Here is a 14,034-nt window from a genome sequence, read left to right as displayed (position 1 = left end):
TTGGGGTCAGCGGCATGAACTCGACGTATGGCGTCGTCGCGGTGGCGCTGGTGGCGATCGCGACGCTCGGCATCGGTGCCTTCGGCCTGCGGGTGAGCCGTACGACGAGCGACTTCTACGTCGCGTCGCGCTCGGTCAGCCCGGTGTGGAACAGCTCGGCGATCGGCGGTGAGTACCTCTCCGCGGCATCGTTCCTCGGCGTCGCTGGTCTCGTGCTGACCCACGGCGCCGACATGCTCTGGTATCCCATCGGCTGGACCACCGGCTACCTCCTGCTGCTGGTGTTCGTGGCTGCGCCGCTGCGCCGCTCCGGGGCGTACACGATCCCCGACTTCGCCCAGGTCCGCCTGCAGTCGATGGGCGTGCGTACGGTCGCCAGTTGCCTCGTCGTCGCGGTCGGCTGGCTCTACCTGATGCCGCAGTTCCAGGGCGCCGGCCTCACCCTGCGCACCGTCACCGGCGCGCCAAACTGGGTCGGCACCGTGGTGGTCGCGGCGATCGTCGTGGTCAACGTCGTGTCGGGCGGCATGCGCAGCATCACGCTGGTCCAGGCGTTCCAGTACTGGCTCAAGCTGACGGCGCTGCTGATCCCGGTGTTCTTCCTGCTGCACGCCTGGCGCGGCGACGGCCGGCCCTCTCCCGTCGCCCCGGAGGAGTGGTTCCAGCCGTTCAGCCAGGCCGACGGGCCCGGCCTCTACCTGACGTACTCCGTCATGATCGCGACGTTCCTGGGCACGATGGGCCTGCCGCACGTCGTCGTGCGGTTCTACACGAATCCCGACGGCCACGCGGCCCGGCGTACGACCCTCATCGTGCTGGCGCTGCTCGGCACGTTCTACCTCCTGCCCACGATCTACGGCGTGCTGGGCCGGATCTATGCGCGCGACCTGTTGGCGTCCGGGCGTGCGGACACGGTCGTGCTGGAGCTGCCGTCCCGAGTCATCGGCGGGAGCACCGGCGAGGTGCTCGCCGCGTTGCTCACGGCGGGCGCGTTCGCGGCGTTCCTCTCGACCTCGTCGGGCCTCACGATGTCGGTCGCCGGCGTGGTGGGCCAGGGCCTGGCCCGCGGCCGGCTCTCGACCATCACGGCGCTGCGCATCGCGGCTGCAGGCTGCGTCGTCGTCCCGTTGGTCCTGGCGCTGTCGGCCGAGCGGATTGCGGTGGCCAGCTCGGTGACGTTCGCGTTCGCCCTGGCCGCCTCGACGTTCTGCCCGCTGCTCGTGCTCGGCATCTGGTGGCGGGGGCTGACGGCTCGCGGCGCCATCGCGGGCCTGATCGGCGGCGGCCTGTGTGCCGGCACCGCGGCGATCGTCACGATCGCGGCGCGCCCCGACGGGTGGTTCGGCGTCGTGATGAGCCAGCCGGCCGCCTGGTCGGTGCCGATCGGCTTCGCCCTGATGGTCGGCGTCTCACTCGCCACCCGCTCGGACGTACCGGCCAACGTCTCGCGGACCATGGTCCGTCTGCACACCCCCGAGCGCCTCGACGTCGACCGCCGGTTCTAGCCGGACCGTTCGACCTGCGAAACCGACCGTTCGTCGTACGCGGGCGACCGTATGTCGCCGGGCCGTCGGCTCCCACCGCACACACCGTGAAGTGATCTGGTTCACACGAATCGGGGTACCTAGGTTCAGAGCGGCGACACGCACCCGTGCCGTCCTGCCTTCACGGAAGAGGTGATCCACGGTGGCCGAGAGAATCACGCCCGAGGCCCACGCGGCCTATCAACGCATCCATGCGACCGACGAGTTCGCGGAGCTCAAACGCTCGTACCTGCGCTTCGTCGTCCCGCTGACCGTCGCCTTCATGACCTGGTACCTGCTCTACGTCCTGATGTCGAACTACGCGGGCGACTTCATGGGTCACAAGGTCGTCGGCAACATCAACGTCGCGCTGATCTTCGGTCTGCTGCAGTTCGTCTCGACGTTCGCGATCGCCATCTGGTACGCCCGATTCGCTGCCCGGCGCATGGACCCGATCGCTGACCGGCTCCGTGACGAGTTCGACAAGGAGAGCACGCGATGAGCACCACAGCCACGCTCCTACGGGCAGCTGATGACAACGACCACCAGGCACTGACCGGTTCGCTGTTCGTCCTGGTCGTCCTGATCACGGTCGGCATCACGTTCTGGGCGAGCCGCAACACCAAGACCGCGGCCGACTACTACGCCGGTGGACGCAGCTTCACCGGTGCACAGAACGGCTTCGCGGTCGCCGGCGACTACATGTCGGCAGCGTCCTTCCTCGGCATCTCGGGTGCCATCGCGCTGTCGGGCTATGACGGCTTCCTCTACTCGATCGGCTTCCTCGTGGCGTGGCTCGTCGCCCTGCTGCTGGTCGCCGAGCTGCTCCGCAACTCCGGCCGGTTCACGATGGCCGACCAGCTGGCATTCCGTATGCGCCAGCGGCCGGTGCGTACGGCGGCGGCGACGTCGACCGTGGTCGTGTCGATCTTCTACCTGCTGGCCCAGATGGTCGGTGCAGGCGCGCTCGTCGCCCTGCTGCTGGGCGTCGACAACGAAGGTGCGACCAAGAACCTGACGATCGTCGGCGTCGGCCTGCTGATGATCTTCTACGTGACGGTCGGCGGCATGAAGGGCACGACCTGGGTGCAGATCGTCAAGGCCGTCCTGCTGATGGGCGGCACGATCCTCATCACGATCCTCGTGCTGGCCAAGTTCGACTTCAACATCAGCGACCTGCTGGGCACCGCCGCGAGCAACAGCGGCAAGGGCGACGCGTTCCTGCAGCCGGGCCTCAAGTACGGCCTCACGACGACCAGCAAGATCGACTTCATCTCGCTGGGTCTGGCCCTGGTGCTCGGCACCGCAGGCCTGCCGCACATCCTGATCCGCTTCTACACCGTCCCGACGGCCCGGCAGGCGCGCAAGTCGGTGCTGTGGGCGATCGGACTCATCGGGTCGTTCTACCTGATGACGCTGATCCTCGGCTTCGGTGCTGCGGCACTGGTCAAGGGCGACGAGAAGGAGCAGATCGCAGGCTCCGGCGGCAACCTCGCATCACCGTTGCTGGCCGAGGCCGTCGGTGGTGGTTCCGGGTCGACCGGAGGCGCTGTGCTGCTGGCGATCATCTCGGCGGTGGCGTTCGCGACGATCCTCGCCGTGGTCGCCGGACTGACACTGACCTCGGCGTCGTCCGTCGCGCACGACCTCTACGCGCAGGTCTGGAAGCGCGGCGAGGTCACCGAGAAGCAGGAGGTGGCGACCGCGAGGATCGCGGCCTTCGCGATCGGCGGCGTGGCGATCCTGTTGGCCATACCGGCGCAGAAGCTCAACATCGCCTTCCTGGTGGCGCTGGCCTTCGCGGTTGCCGCATCGGCCAACCTGCCGGCGTTGCTCTACAACCTGTTCTGGAAGCGGTTCAACACCAGCGGAGCGGTGTGGAGCATCTACGGCGGCCTCATCTCGTCGGTGGGACTGGTGATCTTCTCGCCGGTCGTCTCCGGCAAGGGTGAGGACCCGACGGGCAAGAACCTGTCGCTGCTGCCGACCAACATCGACATCAGCTGGTTCCCGCTCGAGAACCCGGGCATCGTCTCGATCCCGATCGGCTTCCTGTGCGGATTCATCGGCACGATGCTGGCCAAGGACCGTGAGGCGGAGGAGCACTACACCGAGCTGGACGTACGTGCGATGACCGGCGCGGGCGCGATCAAGTAGCGCGCGCGTGCAGGCCGGGCCCGTCGAAGCCACCAGGGGGGGCCTCGACGGGCCCGGCTCGCAACCATAGGCCGAGCGAAGCGAGGCAGGCGCCCGGGCGGAGCCCGGCCGCTGTGAGGTACGAGCAGCAGGAGCGGCGGAGCCGCGCGACGCAACCCCGTGAACGGCATCTTGTGGGCTGCGCCACAATCAAGGTAGAACCCCGGACGAGGAGCAACCGTGACCGAGCAGAACATCAGCAACCTGTCCCACGAAGACCGCGTCTTCGAGCCGCCGGCCGACCTGGCGGCCAACGCCAACGTCAAGGCGGAGGTCTACGAGCAGGCGGCCGCCAACCGGGTGAAGTTCTGGGGCGAGCAGGCCGACCGGCTCAGCTGGGGCACGCCGTTCACCGACGTGCTCGACTGGTCCAACCCGCCGTTCGCCAAGTGGTACGTCGGCGGCACGCTCAACGCGGCCTACAACTGCGTCGACCGGCACGTCGAGGCCGGCAGCGGTGACAAGGTCGCGCTGCACTTCGTCGGCGAGCCCGACGACGACACCCGTGACATCACGTACGCCGAGCTCCAGGACCTCGTGTCCCAGGCCGCCAACGCGCTGATCGACCTGGGTGTGCAGACCGGCGACCGGATCGCGATCTACATGCCGATGATCCCCGAGGCCGTCATCGCGATGCTGGCGTGCGCCCGTCTCGGCGCCCCGCACACCGTGGTGTTCGGCGGGTTCTCCGCCGATGCCCTGTCGTCGCGCATCCTGGACTGCGAGGCCAAGGTCGTCATCACCGCCGACGGCGGCTACCGCCGTGGCGCCCCGTCCGCCCTCAAGCCCGCCGTCGACGAGGCGCTCCAGAAGTGCCCCGACGTCACCGGCGTGCTGGTCGTACGCCGCACCGGTCAGGACGTGGAGTGGACCGAGGGTCGCGACGTGTGGTGGCACGACGTCGTCGACTCCGCGTCCAAGGACCACACGCCGGAGATGTTCGACTCGGAGCACCCGCTCTACGTCATGTACACGTCCGGCACGACCGGCTCCCCCAAGGGCATCCTGCACACCACGGGCGGCTACCTGGTGCAGTCGACCTACACGTTCTGGGGCGTGTTCGACTACAAGCCCGAGGACGTCTACTGGTGCACCGCCGACGTCGGCTGGGTCACCGGCCATTCGTACATCGTCTACGGGCCGCTGGCCAACGGCGCGACCCAGGTGCTCTACGAAGGCACGCCGGACACCCCGCACAAGGGCCGCTGGTGGGAGATCATCGAGAAGTACAAGGTCACACTGTTCTACACGGCCCCGACTGCGATTCGTACGTTCATGAAGTGGGGCGAGCAGATCCCCGCCGAGCACGACCTCAGCTCGCTGCGCATCCTCGGATCGGTCGGTGAGTCGATCAACCCCGAGGCGTACGTCTGGTACCGCGAGAACATCGGCGGCGGACGCACCCCGATCGTCGACACGTGGTGGCAGACCGAGACCGGCGCGCACATGATCAGCCCGCTGCCCGGCGTCACCAAGGGCAAGCCGGGCTCGGCGATGACCGCGATCCCCGGCATCGCCGCGGAGGTCGTCGACGACGCCGGCAAGCCCGTCGAGCACGGCGAGGGCGGCTACCTCGTCATCACCGAGCCGTGGCCGTCGATGCTGCGCACGATCTGGGGAGACGACGACCGCTACAAGGACACCTACTGGTCACGCTGGCCCGGCTTCTACTTCGCCGGAGACGGCGCCCGCAAGGACGACGACGGTGCCATCTGGTTGCTCGGCCGCGTCGACGACGTCATGAACGTCTCGGGCCACCGCCTCTCGACCACCGAGATCGAGTCCGCGCTCGTGTCGCATCCCAAGGTTGCCGAGGCCGCTGTCGTCGGTGCGACCGACGAGACCACGGGTCAGGCCGTCGTCGCGTTCGTGATCCTGCGCGAGTCCGCGGGCGATGGCGGCGAGGAGATCGTCGCCGAGCTCCGCAGCCACGTCGCCAAGGAGATCGGTGCGATCGCCAAGCCCCGCCAGATCATGATCGTCCCCGAGCTGCCCAAGACCCGCTCCGGCAAGATCATGCGCCGACTGCTCCGCGACGTCGCCGAGAACCGCGAGGTCGGCGACGCCACGACGCTCGCCGACAGCGGCATCATGGACAAGATCACCGCCGGGATGAAGACCGCCAAGGACGAGGACTGACGCTGCGACCTTCATCACGCTGACAGGCTCAGGACGGGTTCCGTTCAGTTTCGTCTCATCTTCACCGGGAAAAGTTGTCGGCATGACGACGATGAGGAACGACGAGCAGGCGACTCCGACGACTCGGCGCATCAGCACGGACCTGGCCCTCGGCCTCGTCCTCCTCGGCGGCGTGATCGTCGGCCGACTGCTCTGGGCCGTCACCGACGGCAGCTTGTTGACGGCGCTGGGCGCACGCTGACCTGCGCGATCCCGTGAGTCACTTGTAGGCTCGCCGGTATGAACAGAGCTGACGATCCGACCATCGGTCGGCTGGTGGCCGACGCCAGCCGCGACATCTCGGCACTGGTGCAGTCGGAGATCAAGCTCGCCAAGAGCGAGCTGAAGTTCAGCGTCAAGGCCGGCGGCATCGGCGCCGGCCTGCTGGCGGTCGCGGCGTTCTTCGGTCTGTTGATCGTCGTCATGCTGTCGATCTCCGGCGCCTACTTCCTCACGATGACCGGCCTCGACCCCGCGTGGGCGTTCCTCATCGTCGCCGGCGTCTACGTCGTGCTGACGATCCTCGCGATCATCCTGGGCATCGTGCTGCTCAAGAAGGTCCGCGCGCCGAAGCGCACGATCGAGACGGCCAAGGAGATCCCCGCCGCCCTCAAGGGCCGCCCCAGCTAGGCGGTTCTGCGGGCCGTCACGGCGCGGCCGACGAAGCCGGCGATCGCGGCGATGCCGCCACCGACCGCGAGGATGACGAGCCAGGCGTCGAGCGAGCTCGCCGCGCGGTCGACCAGCAGCTTCTGGAGCGTGCGGGCGAACTCCGACGGCGCCTCGGTGTGGTCGAGGATCGACTGCGTCACCGGCCCGCTCGAGAGCCACAGGAGCCCGGCGACAGCGATCATGCCTCCGCCGAGCCAGGCCACGGCCGCGGACGTACGCCGCGCCAGTCCCACGCTCGCCACCGCCGCGATGACGGCGACGATGCCCGCGATCCGGCCGGCGGTCGTCGACTGCTTGACCCGGTCGACCATCTCGCGGTCGCTGGCATCCGTCACGACCGGCACGACCAGGTGCTTCGGCACAGCGAGGGCGACCGGCAGGTCGCCGGTGGCCTGCTTGGTGACGAAGACGGCCATCGGGCTGACGTCGATGCCCAGCACCTTGGGCATGGGGTCGGCGAACGCCTCACGGTGCGAGCCGCGTTGCGTCTCCTCCCACGCGTCGACGAACCCGGCCTCGTTGCTGGTGCGCCGCATGGCCCCCGCGAGCACGGTCGCGGCCGGACCCTTGACCGCTGCCGGCAACACGCCGCGCGCCGACAGCTCGTCGGTGAGGTAGGCCGAGAACGCGCTCTGCAGCTCGGTGTCCTTCGCGAGGGTGCTGCTGAACGCCACGTAGCCGTCCTCGTCGACGATGTGCGTCGACAGCCACAGCAGCGGGACCGCCGCGAGGAGGGCCAGCAGAGCGACGGCGCCACTGACGAATGAGAGCACGGTGCGCATCAGGCACATCCTCCGGTTGAGACGGTCGACGTCGCGTCGATGCCGGCGCGCGCATCGTCTGCGACCTGCGAAGCGGTGAGGGCATAGCCGGTCGACTTGTCCGTGATGGACGCCGCGAAGATCACGCCGAGGACGTCGCCGTCGGTGGACACGAGCGGCCCGCCGGAGTTGCCGGAGCGTACGAGCCCGCGCACCGAGAACGTCTCGCGTACGACCTGGCCCTTGTCGTAGATGTCGGGGCTGCGCAGCCGCATCTCACTGCGGATGCGGGCGGCCCGGGCGTCGAACGGCCCGTTCTCCGGGTAGCCGAGGATCGCCGCGTCCTCCCCCGTCTCGCCGGTCGTGTCGAAGTCGAGCGGCCGCAGGCTCGTCCCGTCGACCGCGAGCACCGCGACATCGAGCTTGCGGTCGAACAGGACGACGCGGGCATTCGTACGTTGACCGTTGATCACGACCGACGGGTTCTCGACCCCCGCCACGACGTGCGCGTTGGTCATGACGCGCCCTTCGGAGTAGGCGAAGCCGGAGCCCTCGATGCCGCGCTGGCAGCTGGCCTGGCCGAGGATCTTGACGACGCTGCCTGATGCCTTGCGGACCCCTGGGCTCGCGAGCGTCGCGGTGTCGGGCGGGCCGACCGGCTTGATGTTCTCGCTCTCGAACGGGTCGATGTAGCGCGGGAACAGGTTGGCGTCGAGCACCTCGTTGAACGACCGCAGCACCGAGGTCGCCCGAGCCGGCATGACCGAGTCGACCCGGTCGAGGATCACCGAGTCGCGCGACGCGGTCGAGAGGTAGGGGATCGTCGTGCCACTGACCGAGTAGCCCAGCGCCCAGCCCGCGCACAGCACCGCGACCATGCTCAGCAGGCTGCCGCCGACCGCGTCTACCCACCGCAGCGGCTTCCACTTGAGGCCGTTGCGCAGGTCGGTGCCGACGTACGTACCGATGCCCTGCCCGATCGCGGCAGCGCCGACGACAAGGCCGAGCGCCAACAGGGACGAGCTGACGGTCGCGGTGTTGCCCGAGAGGAACTTGGGCACGATCGCGAGCGCGAGCAGCCCGCCGATCAGCAGCCCGACCGTGGCGATCAGGTTGACGACGAAGCCCTGGACGTAGCCCGAGACGGCATACGCCAGCAGGACCAGGACGAGGATCAGGTCGAGGGAGTTCATGAGAAGTCCGGAAGGGGCCGGGTGACGCTGTCGTCCCAGGGCTGCTCCCAGCCCAGGCGCTCGAACAACCGCGACACGACGCCCGCGGTGAAACCCCACAGCGGGACGCCTGAGCCGATCTCGAACGCGGGGCCGCGCCAGCCGGAGGGATGCTCGACGCTAAAGCGGTTGGCCGGGTCGAGCAGCCGGCGTATGGGCTGGTGGATGATCGCGCTGACCTCCTCGGCGCTGACCGGCATGAGCGGCTTGGGCTCCCGCCAGAAGCCGAGGACCGGGGTCACGGCGAAGTTGCTCGGCGGCAGCCACAACGTCGGGAGCGTGCCGAAGACCTCGACGGTGTCGAGGTCGAGCCCGACCTCCTCGTTGGCCTCCCGCAGCGCGGTGGCGACGGCGTCCGCGTCCTCGGGATCCGTGGCGCCGCCGGGGAAGGAGATCTGGCCGGCGTGGTTGCGCATCTTGGCCGCGCGCTCGGTGAGCAGCAGCTCGGGTCCGTTGTCGCCGTCGGCGAACAGCATCAGCACCGCGGCAGGACGCGCATCGGCCGGTGGGTGCGGGAACCGAGGGGCCAGCTGCTCGGCCTCGACCGACCCAGCGAGCTCGGCCAACGGCTGCAACCACTCCGGGAGGTGCTCCCAATTCATGGCGACACCCCCAGGTGCTTCTCGATCGCGGCAGTCAGGTCGGCATACGAACGGAACGCGACGCGCTCCGTGGCGACCATTGTTCCTTGTGCGTCCACGAACACGGTCTGCGGCAGACCGATGACCTTCAGCGGCGCCTTGGTCGTGGAGTCGGGATCGGACAGCAGCGGGTAGGTCACCCCGGACTGCTCGGCGAGCTCGAGCGCGGCATCGGGGGCCGAGTCGGCGAAGTCGACGCCGATGATCCTGAGCTTGTCCCCGTACGCCTCGTGGGCCTTGGCCAGCAACGGCAGCTCCTTGCGGCACGGCGCGCACCAGCTGGCCCAGAAGTTGATGATCGTCGGGGTGCCCGCGAGGCCTGACAGGCGTACGGGCGAACCGCCGCCGAGGCAGTCGAGGGTCAGGTCCGGAAGCGCGTCGCCGGCCGGCGCGGTGCCGTCGGACGCGGGGCAGGCCTCGATGTGCGCCTGCTTCTTGGCCGCGGCGAGCTCGCCGGCGCCTGCTGTCGGCGCCGTGCCTCCGCCGAACGTCGGTGCGTCGTCGTCCGGGCTGGTTCCACCGCAGGCTGTGAGGAGGAGCGCGAGGCAGGCCAGGACCAGTCGCGCCCTCACGCAGGACCCTGCGTCGTGATGAGCGCCGCCGCCTCGGCCGGATCGATCGGGCCGGTGCCGTACGACGGGCACCAATGGGCGACGGGGCACGCCCCGCAGGCCGGCTTCTTGGCGTGGCAGCAGCGCCGGCCGTGCCAGATCAGCCGGTGGCTCAGCATCGTCCAGTCCTTGGCCGGGAAGATCGCGGCGACCGCGTGCTCGGTCTTGACCGGATCCTTGATGATCGCCTCAGGCACCCACTGGAACCGGCGCACCAGGCGCGCGAAGTGCGTGTCGACCGTCAGGCCGGGGACGTCGAAGGCGTTGCCCAGGACGACGTTGGCGGTCTTGCGGCCCACGCCGTGCAGCGTCACGAGGTCCTTGAGCCGGCCGGGGACCTCCCCGTCGTACCGCTCGACCAGGTCGGCGGAGAGCCGCAGCAGGCTCTCGGTCTTGGCGCGGAAGAAGCCGGTCGGCCGGATCAGCTCCTCGAGTGCTGCCCGGTCGGCGGCCGCCATGGCCCGGGCGTCCGGGTAGACGGCGAAGAGCGCGGGCGTGATCGCGTTCACCCGGCGATCGGTGGTCTGCGCCGACAGGACCGTGGCGATGAGGAGCTCGAACGGCGTACGGAAGTCGAGCTCACAGCCCGCATCGGGATAGGTCTCGGCGAGCACCCGGTTGACCTTGCGGGCCCGGCGTACGAGCGCGGTTTCTGGTCGGGTCACGTCGCTCGGCACAGGGTCCAGACTACGTTCACCGGCGCGTATTCGGCATCGGCCGTCCCGATGTGGGAAACTGCGATCGGTGCACACACTGTGACCAGGGCAACATGAGTGATAGGGAAGACCCGTGACCGACGACGTTCTCCGCCAGGCACCGCTGTTCTCCGGCCTCGACGACGAAGTAGCTGCTGCACTCGAGTCGTCGATGTCCTCGGCCTCACTGCGCCGCGGAGAGATCCTCTTCAACGAGGGCGATGACGGCGACAAGCTCTACGTCGTGACCGAGGGCAAGATCAAGCTCGGCCGCACCTCCCCCGATGGCCGCGAGAACCTGCTGGCGATCCTCGGCCCGGCGCAGATGTTCGGCGAGCTGTCGTTCTTCGATCCCGGCCCCCGCTCGGCGACCGCCACGGCAGTGACCGATGCGGAGCTCAAGAGCCTCGGGCACGAAGCCCTCAGCCCCGTCCTCAACGCCCATCCTGATGTCGCGCACGCGTTGCTCAACCAGCTCGCGGGACGCCTGCGCCGCACCAACGAGGTCGTCGGCGACCTGGTGTTCTCCGACGTGCCCGGCCGCGTCGCCAAGGCCCTGCTCGACCTGGCCTCGCGCTTCGGCCGTCGCGCCGACGACGGCGTGCACGTCAACCACGACCTCACGCAGGAAGAGCTCGCGCAGCTCGTCGGTGCCTCCCGCGAGACCGTCAACAAGGCGCTCGCCGACTTCGCCTCGCGGGGTTGGCTGCGGCTCGAGCCCCGCAGCGTCGTGATCCTCGACCTCGAACGCCTCCAGCGCCGCGCCCGCTGACCCGCTGCGCCGCGATTTCGACTCCCAAAATTTGGTGGAGTATCAACCGTTTCTGAGTTCGAACGAGTCGGAAAACGTTGATCAGACGCCAAATCTTGGTCGCGGCCCTACGTACCCGCGGAGCTTGAGGGCGTTGTAGACCCGCCAGGCGATCTGCCTCTCGTGGCTGAAGTCGGCCACCGTGATCACGATGACGAGCCAGCCCTCTGCCTCCAAACGTTCGCGGCGTAGGTGGTCGTGCTGGCGCTGCGCCGCATCACGCTCGTGGTGCCACCCGTCGTGCTCCACCAGAACCTTGTAGAGCGGATACGCCAAGTCGCCCTTCGCGATCTGCACGCCGTGTGAGTCGCGAATCGGCAGGTTGGGGATCGGATCCGGCAGACCCGACTCGAAGATGATCCAGCGCACATCCGACTCACGAACCGAGTCGACATGTTCGCGTACGAGCGGTGCCACCCGGCGTGCTCGCTGGACGCCGTCGAGGTGCGACTCGAGCACGAACGCCTTGAGATCGAGCAGGTCCACGTGACCGTGCCGTACGAGCCAGTCGCCCGCGCGCAGCAGCTCGCGATCGTCCAGCTGCGTCGCGGCATCGACGAACGTGCGCTGGCTGCTCAACAACGGAACGCCACGTACGAACGCCGAACGCAGCATCTCCTGTCGTCGGTGCACGACCACCCCCTTCCGCTGCACATGCAACCGGCCGGCCGTCGAGAAGTGCAATGGCTCGGCGTCGCCGATGTCGAGACCGAGCCACCGCAAGCCGCTCGTGTGCGACAACGCGGCGTCGTCCGGCAGGATCTTGAGCGCGGCACGGGCCCTCAGCTCCTCAGTCTCTGCTGTCTCGGCCGTGCGCCAGACTCCCTCGAAGACCTGCGTGAACCTCGATCCTTGGAGCATCCGGGGAGTGACCCCAAGGCGATGAGCTTCGACGGGTGTGAATGATCGGCCTTGAAGCTCGGCGGGGACAGGACGCATCCATGAAAGGTGCCGCAACGCCACCGGTACGTTCCGCGCCATCGATGACGCTGTGGACTGCCTGACCAGGCCGCACAGCTGTGGATCACCAAGATCTGGCCCCAGATCAACCATTTCGAGGGACGAATCGCTCCGAAACGGTTGATCAACCGCCAAACCTTGGGGCCGACGGGCCAAACCGGGGAGCGGGTTAGTCCTTGAGGTAGTCGAGCTGGGCGGCGACGCTCAGCTCGGCGGCGCCCCAGAGCACGGGGTCGACGTCCTTGTAGACCGCCTCGACGACCTCCCGTGCAGTCGTCGCGCCGGTGTCGACCGCCGCGCGTACCTGGTCGAGCCGCTCCGCGCGGTGGTCGAGGTAGTAGTCGACGACACCACGAGGATCGTCGACGACCGGCCCGTGACCCGGCAGGATGCGCGTGACGAGGCCCTCCTCGATGAGCTCGCGGATGTGCGCCAGCGAGTCGAGGTAGGGCCCGAGGACGCCGTCGGGGTGGGCGATGACGGTCGTGCCCCGGCCCAGGATCGTGTCGCCGCTGAGCAGCGAGCCGTCCGCGACGAGCCGGAAGCACGTCGAGTCGGTCGTATGACCCGGGGTCGCGATGACCTCGAGCTCGAGCCCGTCGATGGCGATCGACTCGCCGTCGACCAACGGCTCCGCACCGCGCGTGAACTCCGGATCGGTGGACCGCGCCGACGCGCCGGTCAGCTCGACGAACCGCCCGAGCGCCTGTGTGTGGTCGAAGTGCCGGTGCGTGAACAGGATCAGCCCCACCGAGCCGGCCGCCGCCAGCACCGCCTGGAGATGCGTCTCGTCGTTCGGCCCTGGGTCGACCACGATCGACCGTTCCGCACCGGGCTCGCGCAGGATCCACGTGTTGGTGCCGTCGAGCGTCATGATGCCGGGGTTGGCGGCCAGGACGTACGAGGCACGGTCGGTCACAGTGACGGCGTCGGTCATGCGAGGTCTCCCAGGTCGGTCTCGAGGAACAGGTCGCCGTCGATCTCGACGAGTCGCGGCTCGATCGTGCGGATCGTACGTTCGGCAGCGGCGGCGAGGATCGTCTCTGCGGTATGTTCGGCGACCTCGCGGCAGGCGACCACGGTGGGCGGCATCATTGCGGCCTCCCCCGACTCCACCCTTGCGAGCACGTCGCGCAACAGCGCCCAGCTCGCGTGATCGGCCTCGCGACTCATCTCGCCGACCCGCTGACCCTCAGGCAGGGCCGCGACGAAAAACCGGGTGTCGTAGCGGCGCGGCTCGAACGTCGGCGTGATCCAGTGCGCCCACGCGCCGATCAGGTCCGATCGCAGAACCAGGCCGTGGCTGCGCAGGAACTCCGCGAACGTCAGCTCGCCGGCCTCCAGCGTCACGCGCGCAGCCTGCATGTCGACACCGCTCGTGTCGGACAGCACCGTGGACTCGTCCGGGCCGGCGAGCAGCACGCCGGTCTCCTCGAACGTCTCACGCACGGCGGCGACGACGAGGCCCCGTGCCAGCGACTCGTCGCAGTCCAGGCGCCTGGCCCACCCCGCCGGCGACGGCCCGGCCCACGGGACCTCGTCCGCGATGTCGCTGGGGTGCATGCCGCCACCCGGGAACACGTACATGCCCGCAGCGAACGCCATGCTCGTCTGCCGGCGCATGAGGAAAGCCTCGATGCCGTCGGCCCCGTCGCGCACGACGATGATCGTCGACGCATGGCGGGGCTCGACCACGGTGCCGTTGTAGCCCTGCGCATGCTCGCGCAGTCTCTCGGGCAGTGGCATCCGCATGG

General features: G+C 68.8%; 15 protein-coding genes. 7 read left to right on the top strand and 8 right to left on the bottom strand.

What is annotated here, in order from left to right; translation table 11 throughout:
• Positions 1–14 precede the first annotated feature (14 nt).
• The 6 genes from BOSE46_RS06280 (at position 15) to BOSE46_RS06255 (ending at position 6,527) form a co-directional block, all read left to right on the top strand.
• Positions 15–1,505 carry a cation acetate symporter gene (locus BOSE46_RS06280; RefSeq protein ID WP_159539427.1) on the top strand — a complete coding sequence of 497 codons (1,491 nt, stop codon included), beginning with the start codon at positions 15–17 and terminating at the stop codon, positions 1,503–1,505.
• A 181-nt stretch (positions 1,506–1,686) separates the two neighbouring features.
• The gene (locus tag BOSE46_RS06275; RefSeq protein ID WP_201299560.1) at positions 1,687–2,025 is read left to right on the top strand and encodes a DUF485 domain-containing protein; all 339 of its coding nucleotides are present in this window, start codon (positions 1,687–1,689) and stop codon (positions 2,023–2,025) included.
• Positions 2,022–3,680, top strand: coding sequence for a cation acetate symporter (locus BOSE46_RS06270; RefSeq protein WP_159539426.1), 1,659 nt, complete (start codon positions 2,022–2,024; stop codon positions 3,678–3,680). The genes BOSE46_RS06275 and BOSE46_RS06270 overlap by 4 nt, the downstream gene beginning before the upstream one ends.
• A 219-nt stretch (positions 3,681–3,899) precedes the next feature.
• Complete coding sequence (gene acs, locus BOSE46_RS06265) at positions 3,900–5,858, top strand: acetate--CoA ligase (protein ID WP_159539425.1); 1,959 nt, start codon at positions 3,900–3,902, stop codon at positions 5,856–5,858.
• An 82-nt stretch (positions 5,859–5,940) separates the two neighbouring features.
• Positions 5,941–6,099 carry a hypothetical protein gene (locus BOSE46_RS06260; protein WP_159539424.1) on the top strand — a complete coding sequence of 53 codons (159 nt, stop codon included), beginning with the start codon at positions 5,941–5,943 and terminating at the stop codon, positions 6,097–6,099.
• A gap of 38 nt (positions 6,100–6,137) precedes the next feature.
• On the top strand, positions 6,138–6,527 hold the full coding sequence (locus BOSE46_RS06255; protein ID WP_159539423.1) for a phage holin family protein: 390 nt from the start codon (positions 6,138–6,140) through the stop codon (positions 6,525–6,527).
• Here BOSE46_RS06255 and BOSE46_RS06250 read toward each other — a convergent pair.
• Genes BOSE46_RS06250 through nth form a run of 5 tightly spaced genes read right to left on the bottom strand, consistent with a single transcriptional unit; the run spans position 6,524 to position 10,479 of the window.
• Positions 6,524–7,351: a hypothetical protein gene (locus BOSE46_RS06250; protein WP_159539422.1), complete on the bottom strand. Its 828-nt coding sequence runs from the start codon at positions 7,349–7,351 to the stop codon at positions 6,524–6,526. The genes BOSE46_RS06255 and BOSE46_RS06250 overlap by 4 nt on opposite strands.
• Positions 7,351–8,523, bottom strand: coding sequence for a MarP family serine protease (locus BOSE46_RS06245; protein ID WP_159539421.1), 1,173 nt, complete (start codon positions 8,521–8,523; stop codon positions 7,351–7,353). Before BOSE46_RS06245 ends, BOSE46_RS06250 begins: the two co-directional genes overlap by 1 nt.
• The gene (locus BOSE46_RS06240; RefSeq protein WP_159539420.1) at positions 8,520–9,164 is read right to left on the bottom strand and encodes a CoA pyrophosphatase; all 645 of its coding nucleotides are present in this window, start codon (positions 9,162–9,164) and stop codon (positions 8,520–8,522) included. Before BOSE46_RS06240 ends, BOSE46_RS06245 begins: the two co-directional genes overlap by 4 nt.
• Positions 9,161–9,775 (bottom strand): TlpA disulfide reductase family protein, encoded by a 615-nt coding sequence (locus BOSE46_RS06235; protein WP_159539419.1) that lies wholly within the window; start codon positions 9,773–9,775, stop codon positions 9,161–9,163. Before BOSE46_RS06235 ends, BOSE46_RS06240 begins: the two co-directional genes overlap by 4 nt.
• Complete coding sequence (gene nth, locus BOSE46_RS06230; protein ID WP_236551641.1) at positions 9,772–10,479, bottom strand: endonuclease III; 708 nt, start codon at positions 10,477–10,479, stop codon at positions 9,772–9,774. Before nth ends, BOSE46_RS06235 begins: the two co-directional genes overlap by 4 nt.
• Positions 10,480–10,603: 124 nt before the next feature.
• On the opposite strand from nth, the gene BOSE46_RS06225 reads away from it, so the two are divergent.
• Positions 10,604–11,281: a Crp/Fnr family transcriptional regulator gene (locus BOSE46_RS06225; protein ID WP_159539418.1), complete on the top strand. Its 678-nt coding sequence runs from the start codon at positions 10,604–10,606 to the stop codon at positions 11,279–11,281.
• An 81-nt stretch (positions 11,282–11,362) separates the two neighbouring features.
• On the opposite strand, the gene BOSE46_RS06220 is transcribed toward BOSE46_RS06225, so the two are convergent.
• The 3 genes from BOSE46_RS06220 to BOSE46_RS06210 form a co-directional block, all read right to left on the bottom strand.
• Positions 11,363–12,181 (bottom strand): hypothetical protein, encoded by an 819-nt coding sequence (locus BOSE46_RS06220; protein WP_159539417.1) that lies wholly within the window; start codon positions 12,179–12,181, stop codon positions 11,363–11,365.
• Between the two features lie 268 nt (positions 12,182–12,449).
• Positions 12,450–13,217, bottom strand: a complete 768-nt coding sequence (locus tag BOSE46_RS06215) for an MBL fold metallo-hydrolase (protein WP_159539416.1) — start codon at positions 13,215–13,217, stop codon at positions 12,450–12,452.
• On the bottom strand, positions 13,214–14,032 hold the full coding sequence (locus tag BOSE46_RS06210) for an NUDIX domain-containing protein (protein ID WP_159539415.1): 819 nt from the start codon (positions 14,030–14,032) through the stop codon (positions 13,214–13,216). The genes BOSE46_RS06215 and BOSE46_RS06210 overlap by 4 nt, the downstream gene beginning before the upstream one ends.
• Positions 14,033–14,034: the final 2 nt, after the last annotated feature.

The sequence above is a fragment of the Aeromicrobium sp. 9AM genome, from assembly GCF_902506105.1.
Taxonomy (GTDB): Bacteria; Actinomycetota; Actinomycetes; order Propionibacteriales; family Nocardioidaceae; genus Aeromicrobium.
The sequence above is the reverse complement of the archived record's forward strand: the minus strand, read 5'-3'. Positions and strand labels throughout refer to the sequence as shown.